This is a genomic window from Pelagihabitans pacificus, from assembly GCF_009371985.2.
In the GTDB taxonomy this organism is placed as follows: Bacteria; Bacteroidota; Bacteroidia; order Flavobacteriales; family Flavobacteriaceae; genus Pelagihabitans; species Pelagihabitans pacificus.
Window position 1 is genome coordinate 373255 of the sequence record NZ_VIKU02000002.1, and the last position, 19951, is coordinate 393205.

Sequence of the window (19951 nt, forward strand, 5' to 3'; positions counted from 1 at the left end):
TGGGGAAAAATTTGCCTACTATTTAACAAGAGTATCAAAAATGTTCATAGTCCTCAAAAAACACTTAAACAAGTGAAGTGTTTCGCAATTTTCGTTTTTGACGAAATTGGTACAGCACCTGTTTCAGGCTTTCCAAATTATGGGCCGAAGCCAATACATCGATATAGGGCAAGGCTGTTTTCATCCCTAAGGCGTCAGGAGAAAAATCAGGACTCCCCGCCAACGGATTCAACCAAAAGACTTTTTTTGATTTTTTATAAATGGCTTGCATCGCCTCTTTTAGCACTTCCGGCGCTCCCGTGTCCCAACCATCGCTAAGAATGAGCACCAGGGTCTTTTTGTCCAACATCCCATAACCGTATTCATTGGTAAAATCATAAAGACAGCTTCCTATAGTCGTACCACCGGACCATTGGGGCACACGATCCGAAATCATATCAAAAGCCTTTTCGAACTCGTTATTATCGAGTAACTCGCTTACCCGATGCAATGCGGTACTGAAAACAAAGGTCTCGATTTTGTCGTAGGCATTTTGAAAAGCATAAATAAGATGAACGAAAAAGCGGCTATACAGGTCCATTGATCGACTTACATCGCATAGCAGTACCAGTTTTAACTTCTTTTCCTTTTGCTGACTAAATACAAAATGTTGTAGTTCGCCCCCATGCCTCATGTTGCACCGCATCGTACGGCGGAGGTCGAGCTGTCGGTGCTTTTTGGAATATTTTTTAAGACGGCTTTTTTGATGGGCCATTCTGCGTGCCATTTTTTGAAGCAATCGCATCATCAACTGCATTTCCTCTTTGCTGAGGTCTACGAAATCTTTTTTTGCCAATACCTCGATATCGCTAAACGAGGCCACTTGCTTTTCTTCCTCGGTCGGGTTCAGATTCAACCAATCTTTTAACGATTCGAATCGAGCTTCTTTTTCCCGGCGTCCGGATTGTTGATTTTTTGGTTCCTGAACCTGCTTAATCTTGGAATCGCCGGCCTTGGAAAGTTGTTTCCAGAATTCGAGGTAAAGCTCGTCGAACAAGGATTGTTGGTATTGATTTTTGGTCAGTACCGCCTTTAAGGCCTTTTGAAAATAACGTTCGTTGCCGATAGGCAAATGGGTGAGGGCAAGCAATGCATCGGATTCCTCGCTAGCCCCTACTGGAAATCCCTTTCCCCTCAAAAACCGGCATAGAAGCACGATGTTTCCCGAAAGGGTCGTTTGTATTTCGATTGGATTGGGTTGCATTGCTTCTTTCAATTACCCAATTCTAGAGGTTACCCCTGTTTTATCCAGCAATTCCGAAAGTGCATCCTGGGTATGCCTTAGGTCTTGCCAATCTTTGAGCACTACCCCAAGTGTATCTTCTACCAATTGCTTATCGAGATGCGTCAAATGTAGGCTGGCAAGGGCCCGTGCCCAATCGATCGTTTCCGAAATACCCGGGGTTTTTTCCAATTTCATTTGCCGTAATTCTTTCATAAAAGCACAGATTTCCCGGCCTAACTTTATATCCACCTCTGGTACTCTTGTCTGTACTATTGCCAATTCCTTTTCAAAACTGGGGTAATCGATCCATAGATAGAGGCACCTTCTACGCAATGCTTCGGACAGTTCCCTGGTTCTGTTGCCGGTTAATATGATCTGGGGTTTACTGGTTGCTTTTATTGTTCCTATTTCTGGAATGCTTACCTGCCAGTCGCTCAGTACTTCCAACAAAAAACTTTCGAATTCCTCGTCGGCCCGATCGACTTCATCGATTAACAATACCGCATTCTTTGGATGGGTAATCGCCTGCAACACGGGTCTTTTGAGAAGGAACTTATCCGAAAAGATGGTTTCCTCCAACGCTTTAAGGTCCTGCACCCTTTGTTCTTGCATTTTTAGGTAGAGTAGTTGATGCTGATAGTTCCATTCGTATAGGGCATGGGTACTATCCAACCCCTCATAACACTGTAACCTTATCAAGTCGGTATCAAGTGCTTTCGCCATCACCTTGGAAATCTCGGTTTTTCCCACCCCGGCGGGACCTTCTATAAGCAGGGGTTTTTCCAATTTCATGGCCAGGAAGATCGACATAGCTATGGTATCATCACCGATATAGCCTTGTTCTTGGAGCATTTTTTGAATTTGTTGTAACTCAGGGGTCTTCATTTTTCAATCGGATATGGCGTAGAAGTTAAAGTTAACAATAAAAACTTCAATCCAAAGCGCAGCACCCAGTGTACGTATTTGATGCATTGAATCACCGTCCCACGAGTGTACTATGAATAATTTCCTGCTAATACTAAAAGATATAAGAAGGCACAAGGCTTGCCCAAAGTTCTTTGTAACCTTCCATACGAACTAGCATTGGCCCAACATTAAAGATTATCCAATTGATTGCTATTCTTATCCTGACTGATGGTCCAAAAGAAACCAACAAAAACAAAAGTGTCTGCCGTAGGTCTGATGGTGCGTCTTTCAAAAAAGTTGTTCGCATTCGGAGAATCTGCATATTGGTAGCCGTTCACGTTGCAAAAACCGGTCACATTGCTCACCGAGAAATACAGGATTTTCTGTTGTGAAATAAGATAGGCCCAATTGACACTTAAGTTGTTAAAAGGTTTCGTCTTTTCTGCGAGAAATTCGGGTGTATTGGGGTTGTCATAGGGTCTTCCGGAAGCGAAGTTGTAGGATATACCTACTTGGGACCGCCAGTCGGTAATAAAGTATTTGGTCACCAATGAAAAGTTATGGCGAGGTGCAAAATTTGGAGTGGCCCTTTCCCGAAAATTTTGAAAGTCCCGCTCGGTATCGAGGTAGGAATAGGATAGCCAGTAGTCCAAATTTTTGACGCTTTTATTATCCCTCCAAAAGAGGTCGATTCCTGTGGCATAACCGGTACCCAAATTGTTGAAGTCCGAATCGAATTGGGCCTGTTCGGTATCGAACTTTACCAGCTTGTCGTACTCTTTATAATAGGCCTCGGCCCGAAAGGTTTGTTTGTCTCCCAAGAATTGGTAATTGAGGATATAGTGGGAAGTTTTCTCGGGATCCAAGGAGGCATCAAATTTGGAATACTCGGTCAAAGGGTTCTGATAGAAGTCTCCATAGGCCACTGAAAATTGCCCCTTATCACTGCTTTTAAAGGCGAGCGATACCCGTGGAGCCAAGTTAAAATCGGCAAGTAGTTGCGAATATTCGGCCCTAGCACCCAATTTAACGGCGAACTTGTTACTGAAGAAAATATCGGTCTCGGTGAAGGCGGCGCTTAAGTTGTCCTTGGCGGCCGTGTCTGCGGTAAAACCTTGGGACGAGGTAAAGGTATCGTCATAATCCGTGATGAAATGCTCGGCCCCAAAGCTTAGTCGAAAACGATTGCTAAAGTTTTTTCCAACTTTTAGTTTTAAGTGTGACGCGACTTCAGTGGTGTTGATAATATCTTCCGTGAGTTTAATATCGTTCTTGTCCGAGGATACACTTGCCCCCGCAGTGATCATCCAATCATTTTCAAAGAAATATTTATAGGATGAATTCACGTAAAGGTTGTTATTCCTTAGCCGAAAGTTCACAAAATCGTCAAAGTTGATGTCCTCCTGTTCAATATCCAAATTAGCATAGTTAAAGCCGGTATAGAATTTAAAAATGCTTTTTTCCTTTTTACTACGAAAAACAGCCTCCCCGGAAATAGACTCGTACGGTTTGTTCCAAAGGGCCCCTTGGTCATTGGGAATCAATTTCTGATAAGGCGCCAGGTTGATGTAGGAGGTATTGATGCTCAGCGATTCGCCACCCCAAATCTCGGTATGGCCAACCCCACCCCCGACCGACATCAAGGATATATCGGTTTTTTCCTGATCAGGCATATCGGTGGTATTCAATAACAGTACACTAGACAGGGCTTGCCCATATTCCGCCGAGTAACCACCGGTACTAAACGTAATACCCTTAAAGAGAAATGGGGAAAACCTTCCTCGTGTAGGGATATTATTTGCCGTGGCGTTGAAGGGTTGAAATACACGCAAACCATCGATGAATACCTGTGTTTCCCCAGCGGATCCTCCCCGCACGAAGAGGCGTCCGTCTTCATTGACCGTGGTGGTTCCCGGCAATGTCTGAAGGGCTGCAACAAAGTCACCCGCCGCCCCAGCCGTCGTGACGATGTCCAAAGGCTTTAAGACGGAGGCTTTCGAATTGTCACCCGCCTCAAAAGTCCCTGCTGTGAGTGTTACACCGGTCAATTCATTAATCGCTTCGGTCAGTTCAATTTTCAAATCTTTCAAATAGGATACATCACCGGCTTGCATAAATGTCTCATAGGCCATCATTGAAACAATGAGATTTTGGGTTCCCGTCTCGGTGGTTTCAAAAGAGAATTTTCCGGTATCATCGGTCGATGCCCCGTCATAGGTTCCCTCTAAATATACATTGGCCCCGCCAATGGGAAATTTACCATCGGAGACTGTGCCCGAGATGATAACTTGGGAAAAAGTACTATAACTATAAAAAAAGGTAAGGACCACTAAAAATTTACGCATGACAATTCATTTATGTAGTGCCACAAAGGTCAAATGAACGTAACAACCGTACCAATCATATTGACCGAACCGTCGATATCAAGGAGTGAAATGAAAATAAAAAACAACGGTACGATTCAGTCCCCAAAATCTACAATTCGGTAGTATCGATTTTAAATTGAAGCCCTGCCATTGCATCTTTGGGGCATCATTAACAATCAAAATTTTTAAAAATGAAAAAATTAGGAATCTTAGCAGTAGCATTTTTATTCTTGAGCCTTACCTCTAGCGCTCAGGAAGAAACAGGCAATACGATTACAGTAATCGTCGAAAATGTACTTTCGGATGGGGGTACTATTTTAGCGGGACTTCATACCGAAGACACCTTCATGAAGAATGGCGGTATTGCTAATGCCAGCTCGCCCGCAAAAGCAGGCGAGGTCGTACTAACTTTTGAAAATGTACAACCAGGTACGTACGCGATCATGGTTATGCACGATGCCAATGACAACATGCGAATGGATATGGAAGTAAATGGCATGCCCAAGGAAAGCTATGGCATGAGCGGTAATGCAATGACAATGGGACCACCAACCTTTGCCGATGCTAAATTCGAATTAACCGATGAAGATCAAGAGTTCAGGATTCGGTTTTAAGACCAAAGTCGGCCCCCTAATACCATAAAAAAATATGTAAACCCGTGGCCAGCCATGGGTTTTGCTATTAGGGTACTTTTGTTTACAAGGACTTCCATTGAGGGAATAGCTTTTAAATCTCCTCCGCCAGCCAAGCTTTCATCATCCAGACTGTCTTTTCCTGTTCAGTTATAAAATCACTCATCATACTATTGGTGCCTTCATCATCGGCTTCATCGGAGGCATCGAGAATACGCCTTTCGATAATCAATAATTCTTTGAGGGAATCGACGATCAGCCGAATAGCCTCTTCATCCTTGGTGACATTTTTTCCTACCGGTACTTTGGAGTGCGCGATATAATCTTCAAAAGTATGCTGCGGTACGCCTCCTAATGTGAGAATTCGTTCCGCAACCATATCTACTTTGATATTCGCATCATCGTACAATTCTTCAAATTTGACATGAAGGTCAAAGAATCTTTTTCCCCTGATATTCCAATGAATTCCGCGCAGGTTTTGGTAGTAACGTTGAAAATTGGCCAATAATGTATTGAGATCTCCGCTCAACAATTTCGATTTTTCGGCATCAAGGCCGATACTATTTAATTTCATGGTACACCCTTTATTTAATTATATAAAGTTATTAAATATAGAATGAATTTTGGATAGATTTTATTGATAGTTTTTATAATTTTATAGGGCAAAATTATGTGCAATGACTATCACTCAATTACAATATGTGCTCGCCGTGGCGGAACATCAAAATTTCACTTTGGCGGCCCAAAAAAGCTTCGTCACCCAACCTACGTTGAGCATGCAGGTCCAGAAATTGGAAGACGAACTCGATATCTTGATATTCGACCGCAGCAAAAAACCGATTGCGGTCACAGAGGTGGGTAAGAAAATTATTGCGCAGGCTAAAAACATAGTCAATGAGGCGGAACGCATCAAGGATATCGTAGATCAGGAGAAAGGGTTTATAGGAGGTGATTTCACCTTGGGAATTATCCCGACCGTGATGCCCACTTTGTTGCCGATGTTCCTTAAAACATTTATCAATAAGTATCCAAAGGTAAACCTCATCATCAAAGAACAGAATACGGAACAAATGATCCGTAATATTCAAGACGGTCATTTAGACGCTGCTATCGCCGCCACTCCGTTGGAAATCGAATTCATCAAAGAGCGTCCTTTGTATTACGAACCTTTCGTTGGCTACGTACCCAAAGACCATCGGCTCGGAAATGCCGACAAGTTGAGTCCTGAAGATCTTGAAATCAACGATGTTCTGTTGCTCCAGGACGGCCATTGTTTTCGCGACGGGGTCATCAACCTCTGTCAGGCACCCAAAAACTTCAAGGAAGATCATTTTCAGCTACAAAGCGGTAGCTTTGAAACCATGGTAAACCTGGCCGATGAAGGTCTTGGCATGACCCTTCTGCCCTATTTGAATACACTGGAGTTGGATACTGAAAAAAGCAAAAATCTCAGACACTTCAACGAACCCAGTCCAGCGAGGGAAGTAAGCCTTATCTATCATAAGAACGAACTGAAAATTCAGATTATCAATGCGTTAAGGGAAGTAATTTCCGGGGTAGTAAGGGGAGCAATTGCCTTTCAGGATGTGAAAATAATCAGTCCTTTGAATAAAAAATAAAAGCCCCGCTAACTTGCGGGGCCTTTGATTATGCTTTCAAATAAATTAAACTTTCCTGTAATTCCGGTTTGTCGGTCAAGAACTGTTTCAACCAGCGTTTTAGTTCTTCAAGTTCTTCCGGTAACAATCGCTCAATTGCTTTTTTTACCTCTTTACAAAACAATTTCGTGTCAAAACTAACTTTTTGGAGAACGGTTTTAGTGTACTCCAGCATAGCTCTAGCCATATATCAAAATGTTTAATTGGGTTGTTGTCTACCAAGGTAACAAAAAAATGAATTTTTTATTGCCGCACACTAGTTAAAAAATGTCTAATTTCGTGTTAAACACAATAAAAATGGGCTTTGCCAAGCGTCAATAAATTCTTACCAAAACATGAAAAACACACTTTGCTGTTTTGTCGCCGTGCTACTTTTAGCGAGCTGTGCTTCAACAAAAAACCGAAAAATACGAAAAGAAATTGGCAGGGAACTAAACGATAGGCTTTTAGATAATCAGTTTACGGGTTTCTTGGTGATGGATGCCACCACAAAAGACACTATCTTTTGTAAAAACCACTTGAAATACTTTACCCCGGCGAGCAATACCAAAATTTTTACGCTCTACACTTCCCTTCAAGTGCTTCCGGAAAAAGTACCCGCTTTGAAGTATCTGGTACAAGGAGATACACTATTCATACAGGGTACCGGGGACCCTACTTTGCTCCACCCCCATTTCCAGGATAGTACTGCCATCGACTTTTTAAAGAATTATGAACATATCGCACTATACCTCAATAACTTCAATACCGCAAAATTCGGGGCTGGTTGGGCATGGGACGATTATCCGTATTACTATCAGGTCGAACGAAGCGGATTTCCCCTTTATGGAAATGTAGTTACCGTTTTTGGAAAGGATTCTATCCAGGCAATACCTGCCTATTTCAAGAACAACATTGTTGCTATGGAATACCCGATCAATCGGGAAGCAGACCGCAATCTGTTCTACTATGCCGCCGACCGAACAGATACCCTCACGGTGCCTTTCAGAGTAGATAGTTCGCTAACCCGTGTACTGTTGGAAACAGTTTTGAAAAAGAAGGTGCAAATCATCAATGAATTTCCTGAAGGGGATAAGGAACTCCTTTTCAGTGTCATTTCCGACTCGGTCAATAAAAGAATGATGGTCGAAAGTGACAATTTTTTAGCCGAGCAGCTGCTGATCTTAGCCGCTTCGAGCCTGTCGGACACCTTGGATGGGTTTAGGGCGCAGGAATACATTCTGGAAAACCAGCTCTCCGACCTCCAACATCCACCCAGATGGGTCGATGGTTCGGGGCTTTCGCGTTACAACCTATTCACTCCCCAATCGATGGTACATGTGCTTCAAAAGTTATTTGATGAACTTCCGAGAGATCGTTTGTTTACCCTATTCCCTGCCGGAGGTGTCTCGGGCACACTGGAAGACTGGTATACGGGGGATGACCAACCCTATATCTATGCTAAGTCCGGTAGTTTGGGAAACAATTACTGCCTCAGTGGTTACCTGATAACCCATACAGGGAAGACCTTGATTTTTAGTTTTATGAACAACCATTTTTTGCGACCTTCCAGTGAAATAAAAAAAAGAATGGAAGCTATTCTCGAGTTGCTTCGGGATACGTACTGAACCGGTGTTCTCCCCATGCTACATTTTTTGAAAATTTTCGCTGGAGCAACTCCAATTTAGGATGGATGTATCTCTTGCAAAAAGGTTTGTTCGGATTGGAGTAGTAATAAGCATGAAATTGTTCGTCAGAGGGCCTAAACCTCTTGAAAGGTAGTATTTCAGTAATCAATTTTCGCTTGAATTCCCCTTGTAGCTCTTCCCACATGGTGTTCAATACTTGTTCATCCTCCGATTCGATGGTATAAACAGCGGAACGATATTTTGTGCGCATCGAGTGATTCGCCGTACTCTCATGGGTATGTAAATGGATTAATACTAACTCTTTAAGGGATATTTCATCCGGGTCGTAAGAGACAATTACCGCTTCGGAAAACGTATCGTATTTTCCATTGGAAGCCACAAAACCTGGTTTCACGTTTTCTACTCCTTTAAGTGAGTGAAAAACCGCTTCTGTACACCAATGGCATCCCCCGCCAAACGCTATGTTACGAATATCCGCCATACTTTATACGTCGTCAAGAGCGTACAAAAATTACCATGAAACCTCTATTTTGAAATGATACAACGAACATAACCGCTAGTACGGGCGGGCCATCATCCGGAAACCGTTTTCAAAAGGTGCTTTGATGGGGTGGAAACTATGGAACACTAATCCAATAAGCCACTGATAAGGGCATATTGTAGCAACATCATGGTTTTGGCATCCTTGATTTCCCCTGACCGCATCATACCCAATGCACCATCAAATGAGACTTCCAAGACCTCGATATTCTCGGTCTCGTGTTCGGCCCCGCCTCCTTCACCAACTTTCATTCGGTCTTCATAGGCCCCGATAAAAAGATATAGGATTTCGGTAACCGATCCGGGTGACATATAGGTTTCATACACTTTTTGAACATCGTGGATCTGGTAACCGGTCTCTTCTTCCACTTCTTTCCGGATACAGTCCTCTGGGTGGTCGCCATCCAAAAGTCCCGCGCAGACCTCTATCATCATCCCGTCTTCATTTCCGTTTACGTAGGTGGGCATTCTGAATTGACGGGTCAACACCACGGTGCGTTTTTTCTTATTGTACAATAAAATGGCCGCCCCATTTCCCCGGTCATAGGCTTCCCGTTGCTGCGTTTCCCAGGTACCATCCTCTTTCCGGTACTCAAAAGTAAATTTGTTGAGGGTGTACCAGTTGTCTGAGAGCAACTCTTTTCGAATGTTTCTGATACGGGAATTTTTCAAAAGGACTTCTTTTAAGTTGGAATTCAATCAAACCTACGTGGGTAGATAACTGTTCTTGCAATAGGCTTGCATCAAGTATTGCCCATCCCTATAGGCTCCATCGATTCCCGACCTCGGAAACAGGTTTGCATCCCTCATACGTACCAGGAACAGGATCATAGCTAAGTACATTCTCCCCAATTTCCTCAGAAGTAAAATAGGCCCAGATCGCCATGGATTTCATGGATCTATAAAAACCGATCGGCTCTTGTTCACCTACGGTTGTGCCCCAAACACCGGGATTGAACTTTCCTGATGACTTTTCCGCCGCTTCTAGAACGGCTACCCTATCGGTTTCGTCCAAGTCGAAAAAAAACGTTCCAAAATCTTGCTTGCAATTAGCATTAAAAGTGGCTATTTCGGATCGCATGGCTTGTTGTGCTTCTTCAACGTAGGTCATCGCGATTACTTTGTCTATAAACAAATCTACTTTGACATCCAAAGCTCCTGGAGTATCCGTACGCGGTAAAATCACATCGACCAAAGCCGCTATTGTTTTGGCTTCGTTCTCGTCGAAGAACATCGGCTGCCAATCCAATCGGGATTCCTGCTTACATGATTGGAATATCGAAAGGAAAGAAGGTGCTACCATCGCAGCTCCTGCCAATAAACCCGTTTTTTTCAATGCTTTTCTTCGATCCATCGATTTAAATGTTAAGTTTGTTCAATTCAGAAACCGCGTGATGGGCCGCCCTGGCGGTAATGGCCATATAGGTCAATGAGGGATTAACACAGGAGGACGAGGTCATACAAGCCCCATCGGTCACAAAAACGTTTTTTGCGGCATGCACTTGGTTAAAGCCGTTCAATACGGAAGTCTTGGGATCCCGGCCCATTCTAGCCGTACCCATTTCGTGCACACCATTACCCATTTCGTGTTCGTTGTCAAAACCTAGTACATCTCTTAATCCCGCTTTTTCCAACATCTCCACGGCGTCTTCCTGAATCTGTTTGTTCAACGCTTTTTCGTTCTCCTTGAATTCGGCATCAATCGATAAGGTGGGCTGCCCCCATTTGTCGAGTACTTCAGTGTTCAGGGTTACTTTGTTTTCGTGGTAAGGTAAACATTCCGCAAAGCCGGTAATAAAGAATTCCCAAGGCCCCGGTTTCAGGATACCGTCTTTAAAGTCGGCCCCAAACTCCTCGCTATTGGCAGGATTTCCGCCCCGATATCCTCCGCCTTGATAACCGAATCCGCGTAGAAATTTATCCGATTTCGTTTTTTCGTCAATATTCCAATATCTAGGAATATATATGCCGTTGGGTCTTCTTCCCTTATAATATTTATCATCAAATCCTTCCACCTTTCCTATGGCACCTACCCTATAAGTGTGATCCATTAAATTACGTCCCAATTCGCCACTGTCGTTTCCTAATCCGTTTTCGAATCTTTTGGAAGTAGAGTTTAACAGAATCTGGGTGGTACCCAAGGCCGATGCATTGCAGAAGATTATTTTGGCCGAATAGACGATATCCTCATTCGTTTCCGCATCGATGATTCTTACTCCTGTAGCCTTTCCCTTTACATCGTCGTATACAATAGACTGCACAATGGAATGCGGTCGGATGGTCAAATTACCAGTAGCATTCGCTGCGGGGAGGGTCACGGAATTACTGCTAAAATAGGCTCCAAAAGGGCATCCGCGGCTACATCGATTCCTATTCTGACATTGACCTCTACCATTATGGGGAACGGTTAAGTGCGCACACCGTCCGATAATCATATTTCTACCTGGAAAATCCTTTTCGATTCGGGTTTTTACGTGTTTTTCGACACAATTGAGCTCCATTGGCGGCAGAAAATGACTATCGGGCAATTGAGGTAAACCCAAAGGTTCCCCACTGATACCGGCAAATTTCTCTACATAGGTATACCAGGGCTCGATATCTTTATACCGAATAGGCCAATCAACACCATGACCATCTTTGGCATTCGCTTCAAAATCCAAATCACTCCATCGATACGTTTGTTTGCCCCACAATAAAGATCTGCCTCCCATTTGGTGACCTCGTAGCCAAAGGAACGGTTTTACCTCTGTGTAGGGATTCGCCTCGTCATCGGCCCAAAAATGTTCGGTATCGGTACCAATCCATCCAGAACGTATAGCTTTATAATGTTTCCTTTTTTGCTCAGGGGTAAGTCCGCCCCTCAGTTCGGAATCCCATGGATCTAGATTCATGGTGGGATAATCTACTACGTGTTCCACGATCCTTCCACGTTCCAGAACCAAGGTTTTAAGTCCTTTCTCGCAGAGTTCCTTTGCGGCCCATCCCCCACTGATACCTGAACCTATGACAATCGCGTCATAGGTCATCTCTTTTTTTGCATCTATATTATAATTGGCCATGTACGGTGCTATTTGCGGTTGAAGATAAGAATTAAAGATCGAGATCACAAAGATATTGGTTTGTCGAAATAGTAAAAATGGAACTATCTTTAGTAAAAAGTAAACCAATAACCAGTTCTTCAATCATTGAACATGTTTTAAAAAAATACCTATTCATCTTAACCAAATAAAATTGAAAAAAACCAACATTTTCATTGTAATACTAGCACTCCTAACTTTAAGTTGCCATCAAAAAACTACGAAGCAGAAAACCGAAAAAAAACTTCCGAGAATTGCCATTGCCGGACTCGGTATTGAGTCGAGCACCTTCTCTCCTGCCCAAACACATGAAGAGGCTTTTCATGCCCGTATCGGAGATTCGATTTTTGGGCGCTATCCTTTTTTTGCAGAAGGCACCGATGTTCGTAAAAGGGCCGAATGGATACCTACGTTATTGGGTAAATCCTTACCAGGTGGCATCGTCACTCGGGAGGCTTATGAATCCTTGGTCGAAAAAACCTTGAAAATGCTAGAAGAGAACGGTCCGTATGACGGCCTCTTTTTCGATATCCATGGGGCTATGAGCGTGGTTGGGCTCGATGACCCGGAAGGTGACCTGATCAAACGTATTCGCGAAGTAATCGGCACCGAGGTATTGGTTTCCACCTCTATGGATTTGCACGGGAACGTTTCGGAACGTTTGGCACAGCATTCCGATTTGATTACCTGCTACCGAATGGCACCGCATGAAGATGCGCTGGAATCGAAGGCACGGGCTATCACGAACATGTTAGATCGTTTGGAAAACGGCCAGGGCAAACCAGCCTACAAGGCATGGATTCCCGTACCCATCCTTTTGCCGGGGGAAAAGACAAGCACCCGAATCGAGCCTGGTAAGAGTCTTTATGCCAAAATACCTTCCATAGAAGCCCAGGAAGGAGTTACTGATGCCGCTATCTGGATCGGTTATGCTTGGGCCGATGAACCTCGTAACCATGCCGTAGTAATGGTTACGGGCGACAACAAAGAGGAAGTTACAACAGGCGCCGAACAGTTGGCCAACGCCTTTTGGAACGTTCGAAATGAATTCGAATTCGTAGCACCCGTAGCGACTTTGGAGGAGAGCCTCAAAAAAGCGCTCGCTAGCAACAAACAACCTTTTATCATCAGTGATATGGGCGATAATCCTACTGCAGGTGGTGCGGGCGATGTTACATGGACACTGCGGGAACTCTTGGGGCGACCGGAGTTCAAAAGCAATGAGGGCCCTTCGCTTATCTATGCTTCCATTCCCGGTCCAGAATTGATAGAGGAAGCGTTGAAAGTTGGTGCTGGCGGAAAGGTTTGCGCTGTGGTCGGAGCGGCCGTTGATGATCGCTTTGCGCCTCCGCTGCAACTTACCGGCACAATTATGGCTATTAAAGAAGGAGACCGTGACGCAGAAGTGGAGGTCGTGGTAAAAATCGGAAGTGCGAACGTTATTGTCACCAAAAAACGGAAACCCTACCACCAAGAAAATGATTTTACCGATCTGGGGCTAAATCCTCGCCAAACAGATATCGTAGTGGTAAAAATCGGCTATCTGGTGCCGGAACTTTACGAGATGCGGGGTGATTGGATTATGGCTTTAACACCCGGTGGTGTCGACCAAGACTTGGAACGTCTCGGGTACCAACGCATCAAACGCCCCATGTTTCCGTTGGACAAAGACATGGAAGACCCGGATTTGACAGCGCGCTTGATTCCTGCTTCCGATGCTTTGAAGTAAGAGTTAAACGGTCAACGCGTTGCTCAAATACCTGCGGAACGGAAGCATTTCCCGATATACCCTGATGAGTTTTTTGTCAAAATCGTCTTGTAGCACCTCTTTAGTGGAAAACGCCACAGCGACCGCGAAGGTCTTATTGCGCAACAAGTCGATATGTGGATGGTCGTTTGAAAAACCCTTAGGGGCCTTTACCAATTTTTCGTCCTCATAAAGACCCCCGAACGTTTTTTTGAAAGAAGGTTTGTCGATGATCTTTTTAAGTTTCTCCCCATCGTAGTCGATGGCATCCCTAAGACTTCGCAAGGTTTTAGGGTCGGGTCGCCACAGTCCACCAGCGAATAACGAACGTTCGATTCCTATTTCAACGTAGAAATCCCCCGTACCGGGACGTTTGTCCAATCCCGCCCCGAAATGGTCCTTGTAAACAGGTTTGTGGGGATGAAACATCAAATTGTTGTTGATGCGATTGATGCCCTTTTTGCCCGGCGTATCGTAATAATCGTCATCGATGGTCGCGAGCTGGTCGTTCATTCTATCCAACCATTCGATGAAATCGTTCCGGACCTCCTTATACCACTTTCGGTGGGTGTCCATCCAATCCTTATTGTTGTTCTTCTGTAGTTCTTTCAGGAAGTTGACGAGGTTGTGGAAATCCTTTGGTAGCTGATAGACTTTAAATGGTTCGATCAAATTCAACTAAGAAGGAAGTGACCAACGGGTGGATGTACTAAAACTGATTATCCCCACCAACGATATCGCCCAAGGTTCCTAAGATGCTTCCTTCCCCCTTATCCTTTCCACCTCTGGGAAGGGCGGCCAACACCCTGCCCGCCAAGCGACTAAAGGGCAGTGATTGAACGTACACGATTCCTGGTCCTCGCAGCGTGGCGAAGAACAATCCCTCCCCCCCGAAGACGGTATTTTTGATACCGCCCACAAACTCGATGTCATAATCTACATTTTGGGTAAAGCCTACGATACATCCGGTATCTACTTTGAGCATCTCGCCCATGGCAAGTTCTTTTTTTGCCAAGGTGCCACCGGCATGCACAAATGCCATACCGTCACCTTCCAACTTTTGCATGATAAAGCCCTCGCCCCCAAAGAGCCCTCGGCCCAGTTTCTTGGAAAATTCGATACCGACCGATACCCCTTTGGCCGCACAAAGGAATGCATCTTTCTGGCAGATAAACTTCCCTTGTTTTTCCGATAAGTCGATAGGCACTATTTTACCTGGATAGGGTGAAGCAAAGCTCACTTTCTTTTTTCCGTGGCCTTCGTTTAGAAAAGCGGTCATGAAAAGGCTTTCCCCCGTAAGAATGCGCTTTCCTGCAGAGAAAATTTTGCCTAAAACGCCTTTCTCCTGATTGGAACCATCCCCAAAAATGGTATCCATCTTGATGTCATTGTCCATCATCATAAAACTTCCAGCTTCGGCAACGACTGCCTCCTGGGGATCCAGTTCGATTTCAACGTATTGCATTTCTTCTCCGTAAATCTGGTAATCTATTTCGTGCGCGTTCATTGTTTTATTTTTTCATTACTGGGTTAAAAGATTATTGTGGTAATCGAAATTATTGTGTTCTTGACCAATTGGTATCAATCTTGCCTTAAAAGTTACGGGTGACCCGGATAATTCTGTAACTTCAAACTTTTCGCCAAGTCTTCAAGACTATTAACACTTCGACAAGATTGTACTCCGTCCTCGATAGCTTATACTAATTAATCCTTAATCTTCACTGTCCATTCAAAGTGGAAGGTCGAGACCACTACATCCTGTTCATTGACTCCAACAGACTTCATCCAAAAGGTTTGCCCCTCACCGGTGGCGATGGTTTTGTCCAAAGCCTCCTTGATCAGGTGACCATCTTCACAAGTAAACGTAATCTTACCCGTAGCTTTTTTTGAGAAATTGGCTTTGTTATTGGCGACCAGCATCGATATTCTTCTTCCCGTTTCCCTGATTTGCAAGGTGACCATCGCCCCAGTAGCGAACTCCGCGGCCATCCCCTGGACGGCCCAAAACATCGATTTAAACGGATTTTGATTGAACCAGCGATGCCGAACCGTTACGATTGCCTTCCGGTCATCAATATATTTAAGACGAATCCCGCACCACCAGGCCGAAGGTAGTTTAAAAAAAGTGAAAGCGTTGAACTTGCCGGTAGATACTGCCATTGGCATCTATTTTGCCCTAAAAGTATTGAAAATAGTTCAATCTTTAATTGTTAATTATTTGTTAAATATTAGTACTATGTGTTGCATAGTACCTGTGTTTAGATATATATTTGTATAAGAAAATAACATGCCATGACTAATACCTTATCAAAACACGAACGAAACTTATCGGCCCTGATCCATGCGTCGACTTTTTCAAAGTTCTTTATTCCTTTCGGGAACTTTATCATTCCCTTGGTATTATGGACTGCGAACAAGAAAGAATATGAATTTGTTGATTATAACGGCAAACAAGCACTGAATTTCCAAATTAGCCTACTGCTCTACTCCATTGTATTGGGTATTGTCAGTATTCCTTTTTTCATCGGTTTCTTTCCCGATATTTTCGATTTCGGTTTTGTTGGCCTAGATCGCCTGAACAATTTCAACAACCTCAACATTCATTTCGACAGTGATGATTTTCGGTTTGGGAGATGGTTGGTACCTCTCGGTATCACGGGATTGATACAGGGCGCCTTGATCGTGGTCAATATCGTATATACCATTCTCGCTGTTATCAGAACCAATGAAGGACAAACATTTAAATATCCGATCACTATCAATTTTATAAAATAATAGAACAATTCAAAAAATAAAGGAAGGTACTCATCACACCGGATCAAAGAGTTTATTCATCAACCATCAACGAGTATGAAGTTTATTCATCAATCAAAAAACGAACCGTTAACCCATGCAGACGACCACTTCAAAAGAGTTTAAAAAACAGCCGAAGGCGTCGGGACTGCTTAAAAAGCAAAAAGAAATTATGAATGTAGAAAACACAAAGGCGCAAATGCGTAAAGGGGTTCTAGAGTATTGCATTCTTTCCATATTGAATGGCAAGGATAAATATGCCTCCGAAATCCTCGAGACCTTAAAAGACGCCAAGATGCTGGTAGTGGAAGGTACTATTTATCCGCTACTTACCAGATTGAAAAATGCAGGGCTACTCAACTATCGTTGGGAAGAGTCTACCAGTGGACCGCCCCGAAAATATTATACCTTGACCGAGACCGGAAAAATGTTTCTCAAAGAGCTCGATACTACTTGGGACGAATTGAGAAGTGCAACAAACCTGGTCACCAAAAGCAAGTAACCATTAACAACTACACACTGAAGATAGCATAGTGTAAAAACAATCAAAAAATGAACAAGACAGTAAATATAAATCTCGCCAATATCCTTTTTCATATCGATGAGGATGCGTACAATAAAATGAGGCGTTATCTGGAGGCCGTAAGACGTTCCTTTGCCAACACCCCGGGAAGCGATGAAATACTCGCTGATATTGAAGCCCGAATCGCGGAGCTTTTCCATGAAAAATTGGAAAACGAGCGCCAGGTAATTACCCAAAAAGAGGTAGACGAGGTAATCGCCATTATGGGGCAGCCAGAGGATTACATGGTCGACGAGGACATCTTCGAGGATGAGCCGCGATCATCGGCTTCCCAGGAACGAAAAAGAGTTAAGAAGCTCTATCGCGACACCGAACAGAAATACGTGGCCGGGGTCTCCTCGGGACTGGCCCATTATCTAGGCATCGATCCTATCTGGGTGCGGCTGTTGTGGATTGTACTTACGCTCGGCTCCGGAGGCGGTTTTATTCTCCTATACGGCCTGCTATGGATCCTGATTCCGGAGGCGGCCACTACCGCCCAAAAGTTGGATATGCGCGGTGAGGCGGTTAACATCAGCAATATCGAGCGAAAAGTAAAGGAAGGCTTTGATGATGTTGCCGAAAAAATTAAAAGTGTCGATTATGACAAGGTCGGCAGCAGGGTAAAGGACGGAGGCAAAACTTTTTTCGATACCCTGGGTGATATCATCATGTTCTTGTTTAAAGTAATTGGAAAGTTTGTTGGAATTCTTTTGATTATCATCGGTGCGGCCGTCATCATAGGTATGTTCGTCGGTATGTTGACCGTAGGTACCTTGGACTGGATTCACCTTCCCGGTCTCGATGGATTTGTAAACAACGTAACCGATACACCCGTATGGCTACTATCGCTCCTGTTTTTCTTTGTCATTGGGATACCCTTCTTTTTCCTACTGTATTTAGGACTCAAGATCCTGGTAACCAACTTGAAATCGATTGGGAACATTGCCAAATTCACCTTACTGGGTCTATGGCTGATCTCACTCATCTCCCTGATTGTCATCGGGGTACGGGAAGCCGCTTCCCATGCTTTCGACGGTGCGGTCAAAACGAGTAACGAACTCTACATGGACACCGTAAACGACACCCTCAACATTCAGCTTGCGACCTCCGAACTGTGGGATAACAGGGTTCACATGCGAATGGACGACAGTGTAATGACCTATGATGACGACGGACAACCGGTGCTACTGTCCGACGATGTACGCTTTCGTATCCGCAAGTCCAAAGATTCCATAGCACGCATTGAAGTACGAAAGGAAGCGAACGGTCCTTCGATTGCCGAAGCCAAAGGCACGGCCGAAAAAATTGACTATGCGTACAAAGTGCAGGGCAATACGCTGGTAATGAACGATTTTTTGACTACCCTGGGGGATAGTAAGTTTAAAGACCAGCAAGTGAGGGTAAATTTGTTACTCCCCGCGGGTGCCCACATGAAATTCGGTTCTACGGGCGATGGTCGTAATTGGAGAATGCGGGCCGACACCGATAAAGCTACCGATGGCCTGGGAGGATATCTTTGGAAGATGGGCGAGGACGGGGAACTAAAATGCCAAGACTGTCCGGAAAATATCGATTCTTGGGACGAAGGGAAGGGGGAAGATGGAAGAATCATCATTAATGAAGACGGTATCGATATTAATTTTCAAGACGAAGATGGAGAGTCGTTCAAAATGAAAATCGATGAGGATGGTGTGAACATCAAAGCCAAAGACAAGGACGGTAACGATATCGACAAGGTTATCATTAATGAAGACGAGGTAGATATCGATGTTGACGATAACAGGGATACCCTGCAAATGAAAATTGACAAGGATGGCGTTCGAATCAGGACGGGCGATTGACACCTTACAGTTCATCCATAGGATTTGACAACTCGGTCCCGTGAATTGGAAAAGAAAGATTTAAATACGCAATTTTACATTAATCAATAACAACAACAGTAATCAATGGTTGCGCTTACTTCAGGAGACCGAAACAGGTGCGACATAAAACAACGATCATGACAACACTAGTAAAAATTACCATCGCATTAGTACTCACCCTTTTCCTCTCATCGTGCGGTTTTGACATTCGCATCGATGGCGACAGCTGGGGAAGCGGAAAGAAAGGTAACGGCGTCGTTACCACCCAAACACGAAGCGTCACCGAGGATTTCACCGAAATTACGGCTTCGGAAGGCCTTATGGTATATGTAACCCAGGCCAAAGACTTTAAAATCGAAGTGGAGGCCGACGAGAATATCATTGATCTTATCGGTACCGATATCAACGACGGACGATTGAAGATACACGCCATCAAGAACATAGGGCGGGCTACCAAAAACGTTTATGTGTCGCTTCCCGATGTGACCGCTATCAAAGCTACCAGTGGCGCACATCTGGAAACCAAAAACACTATCAAAGGAAATCGATTGGAGATCGATGGCAATAGCGGTGCCCTATTGACCTTGGAACTCGATGCCGATGATGTGGAAATCGATGCGAGTAGCGGAGCCAACCTTTCTATTTCAGGTACGACCGAAGAGGCAGATTTCGATGTAAGCAGCGGGGGTAACGTGAATGCTCGGGAACTGGAGTCTAAAATATGTACCGCAGAAGCTAGCAGCGGGGGTAACCTTCGAATCCACGTTACCGAGTCTTTGGTGGCGAACGCCAGTAGCGGGGGAAATATCTCGTACTCCGGAGATGCCTCCTTTGAAGGTAAAAAGAATTTTTCAGGAAGCATCGTACATAAGGATTAGTATTTAAAACAAACCTGAACACCAACAAGACCCTT

Annotated in this window: 20 protein-coding genes; 8 read left to right on the plus strand and 12 right to left on the minus strand. The window is 44.1% G+C overall.

All coding sequences use genetic code 11. From position 1 onward, the window contains the following. Positions 1–64: 64 nt before the first annotated feature. The 3 genes from FK220_RS09035 to FK220_RS09045 all read right to left on the minus strand — a co-directional run bounded on the left by FK220_RS09035 (position 65) and on the right by FK220_RS09045 (position 4515). Entirely contained in the window at positions 65–1255 is a 1191-nt protein-coding gene (locus FK220_RS09035; RefSeq protein ID WP_152573988.1) for a vWA domain-containing protein, read from the minus strand. Beyond that, positions 1256–2149, minus strand: a complete 894-nt coding sequence (locus FK220_RS09040; protein WP_152573989.1) for an AAA family ATPase — start codon at positions 2147–2149, stop codon at positions 1256–1258. A gap of 209 nt (positions 2150–2358) precedes the next feature. After that, on the minus strand, positions 2359–4515 hold the full coding sequence (locus tag FK220_RS09045) for a TonB-dependent receptor (protein ID WP_152573990.1): 2157 nt from the start codon (positions 4513–4515) through the stop codon (positions 2359–2361). Between the two features lie 212 nt (positions 4516–4727). Between FK220_RS09045 and FK220_RS09050 the strand changes: the two genes are divergently transcribed. Continuing rightward, a complete protein-coding gene (locus tag FK220_RS09050) occupies positions 4728–5150 on the plus strand; it encodes a DUF2141 domain-containing protein (protein WP_152573991.1) in 423 nt (140 codons plus the stop codon). A 112-nt stretch (positions 5151–5262) separates the two neighbouring features. Here the strand turns inward: FK220_RS09050 and FK220_RS09055 are convergent, their stop codons facing one another. Next, positions 5263–5742: a Dps family protein gene (locus tag FK220_RS09055; RefSeq protein WP_152573992.1), complete on the minus strand. Its 480-nt coding sequence runs from the start codon at positions 5740–5742 to the stop codon at positions 5263–5265. A gap of 103 nt (positions 5743–5845) precedes the next feature. Between FK220_RS09055 and FK220_RS09060 the strand changes: the two genes are divergently transcribed. Next, on the plus strand, positions 5846–6787 hold the full coding sequence (locus FK220_RS09060; RefSeq protein ID WP_152573993.1) for a hydrogen peroxide-inducible genes activator: 942 nt from the start codon (positions 5846–5848) through the stop codon (positions 6785–6787). Between the two features lie 28 nt (positions 6788–6815). On the opposite strand, the gene FK220_RS09065 is transcribed toward FK220_RS09060, so the two are convergent. Then, complete coding sequence (locus FK220_RS09065; RefSeq protein WP_152573994.1) at positions 6816–7013, minus strand: hypothetical protein; 198 nt, start codon at positions 7011–7013, stop codon at positions 6816–6818. Positions 7014–7161: 148 nt separating this feature from the next. Between FK220_RS09065 and FK220_RS09070 the strand changes: the two genes are divergently transcribed. Continuing rightward, the gene (locus tag FK220_RS09070; protein WP_152573995.1) at positions 7162–8433 is read left to right on the plus strand and encodes a D-alanyl-D-alanine carboxypeptidase/D-alanyl-D-alanine-endopeptidase; all 1272 of its coding nucleotides are present in this window, start codon (positions 7162–7164) and stop codon (positions 8431–8433) included. Here the strand turns inward: FK220_RS09070 and FK220_RS09075 are convergent. The 4 genes from FK220_RS09075 to FK220_RS09090 all read right to left on the minus strand — a co-directional run bounded on the left by FK220_RS09075 (position 8402) and on the right by FK220_RS09090 (position 12053). Further along, entirely contained in the window at positions 8402–8935 is a 534-nt protein-coding gene (locus FK220_RS09075) for a peptide-methionine (S)-S-oxide reductase (RefSeq protein WP_152573996.1), read from the minus strand. The two genes, FK220_RS09070 and FK220_RS09075, sit on opposite strands and share 32 nt — an antisense overlap. A gap of 146 nt (positions 8936–9081) precedes the next feature. Continuing rightward, complete coding sequence (gene nudK, locus FK220_RS09080) at positions 9082–9666, minus strand: GDP-mannose pyrophosphatase NudK (protein WP_152573997.1); 585 nt, start codon at positions 9664–9666, stop codon at positions 9082–9084. A gap of 88 nt (positions 9667–9754) precedes the next feature. Beyond that, positions 9755–10348, minus strand: coding sequence for a gluconate 2-dehydrogenase subunit 3 family protein (locus tag FK220_RS09085; protein ID WP_152573998.1), 594 nt, complete (start codon positions 10346–10348; stop codon positions 9755–9757). A 4-nt stretch (positions 10349–10352) separates the two neighbouring features. Then, entirely contained in the window at positions 10353–12053 is a 1701-nt protein-coding gene (locus tag FK220_RS09090; protein ID WP_152573999.1) for a GMC oxidoreductase, read from the minus strand. A 199-nt stretch (positions 12054–12252) separates the two neighbouring features. Between FK220_RS09090 and FK220_RS09095 the strand changes: the two genes are divergently transcribed. Further along, positions 12253–13800: a M81 family metallopeptidase gene (locus tag FK220_RS09095; protein ID WP_394352425.1), complete on the plus strand. Its 1548-nt coding sequence runs from the start codon at positions 12253–12255 to the stop codon at positions 13798–13800. A gap of 3 nt (positions 13801–13803) precedes the next feature. Here the strand turns inward: FK220_RS09095 and FK220_RS09100 are convergent, their stop codons facing one another. The 3 genes from FK220_RS09100 to FK220_RS09110 all read right to left on the minus strand — a co-directional run bounded on the left by FK220_RS09100 (position 13804) and on the right by FK220_RS09110 (position 15978). Continuing rightward, positions 13804–14496: a DUF2461 domain-containing protein gene (locus tag FK220_RS09100; protein WP_394352422.1), complete on the minus strand. Its 693-nt coding sequence runs from the start codon at positions 14494–14496 to the stop codon at positions 13804–13806. Positions 14497–14527: 31 nt separating this feature from the next. Then, positions 14528–15325, minus strand: coding sequence for a TIGR00266 family protein (locus FK220_RS09105; RefSeq protein ID WP_152574001.1), 798 nt, complete (start codon positions 15323–15325; stop codon positions 14528–14530). A gap of 197 nt (positions 15326–15522) precedes the next feature. After that, entirely contained in the window at positions 15523–15978 is a 456-nt protein-coding gene (locus FK220_RS09110; RefSeq protein ID WP_152574002.1) for a DUF4442 domain-containing protein, read from the minus strand. Positions 15979–16110: 132 nt separating this feature from the next. Between FK220_RS09110 and FK220_RS09115 the strand changes: the two genes are divergently transcribed. The 4 genes from FK220_RS09115 (at position 16111) to FK220_RS09130 (ending at position 19916) form a co-directional block, all read left to right on the plus strand. Further along, on the plus strand, positions 16111–16593 hold the full coding sequence (locus FK220_RS09115) for a DUF4870 domain-containing protein (RefSeq protein WP_152574003.1): 483 nt from the start codon (positions 16111–16113) through the stop codon (positions 16591–16593). A 190-nt stretch (positions 16594–16783) separates the two neighbouring features. Beyond that, positions 16784–17113 carry a PadR family transcriptional regulator gene (locus FK220_RS09120; RefSeq protein ID WP_152574298.1) on the plus strand — a complete coding sequence of 110 codons (330 nt, stop codon included), beginning with the start codon at positions 16784–16786 and terminating at the stop codon, positions 17111–17113. 50 nt (positions 17114–17163) lie between these two features. Further along, positions 17164–19017, plus strand: coding sequence for a PspC domain-containing protein (locus FK220_RS09125; protein ID WP_152574004.1), 1854 nt, complete (start codon positions 17164–17166; stop codon positions 19015–19017). 158 nt (positions 19018–19175) lie between these two features. After that, positions 19176–19916 carry a head GIN domain-containing protein gene (locus FK220_RS09130; RefSeq protein WP_152574005.1) on the plus strand — a complete coding sequence of 247 codons (741 nt, stop codon included), beginning with the start codon at positions 19176–19178 and terminating at the stop codon, positions 19914–19916. The last annotated feature ends 35 nt before the right edge of the window (positions 19917–19951 follow it).

Excerpts from the sequence above, each read along its gene's own strand:
- FK220_RS09040 (WP_152573989.1), bottom strand. The coding sequence starts at position 2,149 with ATGAAGACCCCTGAGTTACAACAAATTCAAAAAATGCTCCAAGAACAA.
- FK220_RS09045 (WP_152573990.1), bottom strand. The coding sequence starts at position 4,515 with ATGCGTAAATTTTTAGTGGTCCTTACCTTTTTTTATAGTTATAGTACT.
- FK220_RS09050 (WP_152573991.1), top strand. The coding sequence starts at position 4,728 with ATGAAAAAATTAGGAATCTTAGCAGTAGCATTTTTATTCTTGAGCCTT.
- FK220_RS09055 (WP_152573992.1), bottom strand. The coding sequence starts at position 5,742 with ATGAAATTAAATAGTATCGGCCTTGATGCCGAAAAATCGAAATTGTTG.
- FK220_RS09060 (WP_152573993.1), top strand. The coding sequence starts at position 5,846 with ATGACTATCACTCAATTACAATATGTGCTCGCCGTGGCGGAACATCAA.
- FK220_RS09065 (WP_152573994.1), bottom strand. The coding sequence starts at position 7,013 with ATGGCTAGAGCTATGCTGGAGTACACTAAAACCGTTCTCCAAAAAGTT.
- FK220_RS09070 (WP_152573995.1), top strand. The coding sequence starts at position 7,162 with ATGAAAAACACACTTTGCTGTTTTGTCGCCGTGCTACTTTTAGCGAGC.
- FK220_RS09075 (WP_152573996.1), bottom strand. The coding sequence starts at position 8,935 with ATGGCGGATATTCGTAACATAGCGTTTGGCGGGGGATGCCATTGGTGT.
- FK220_RS09085 (WP_152573998.1), bottom strand. The coding sequence starts at position 10,348 with ATGGATCGAAGAAAAGCATTGAAAAAAACGGGTTTATTGGCAGGAGCT.
- FK220_RS09090 (WP_152573999.1), bottom strand. The coding sequence starts at position 12,053 with ATGGCCAATTATAATATAGATGCAAAAAAAGAGATGACCTATGACGCG.
- FK220_RS09105 (WP_152574001.1), bottom strand. The coding sequence starts at position 15,325 with ATGAACGCGCACGAAATAGATTACCAGATTTACGGAGAAGAAATGCAA.
- FK220_RS09110 (WP_152574002.1), bottom strand. The coding sequence starts at position 15,978 with ATGGCAGTATCTACCGGCAAGTTCAACGCTTTCACTTTTTTTAAACTA.
- FK220_RS09115 (WP_152574003.1), top strand. The coding sequence starts at position 16,111 with ATGACTAATACCTTATCAAAACACGAACGAAACTTATCGGCCCTGATC.
- FK220_RS09120 (WP_152574298.1), top strand. The coding sequence starts at position 16,784 with ATGAATGTAGAAAACACAAAGGCGCAAATGCGTAAAGGGGTTCTAGAG.
- FK220_RS09125 (WP_152574004.1), top strand. The coding sequence starts at position 17,164 with ATGAACAAGACAGTAAATATAAATCTCGCCAATATCCTTTTTCATATC.
- FK220_RS09130 (WP_152574005.1), top strand. The coding sequence starts at position 19,176 with ATGACAACACTAGTAAAAATTACCATCGCATTAGTACTCACCCTTTTC.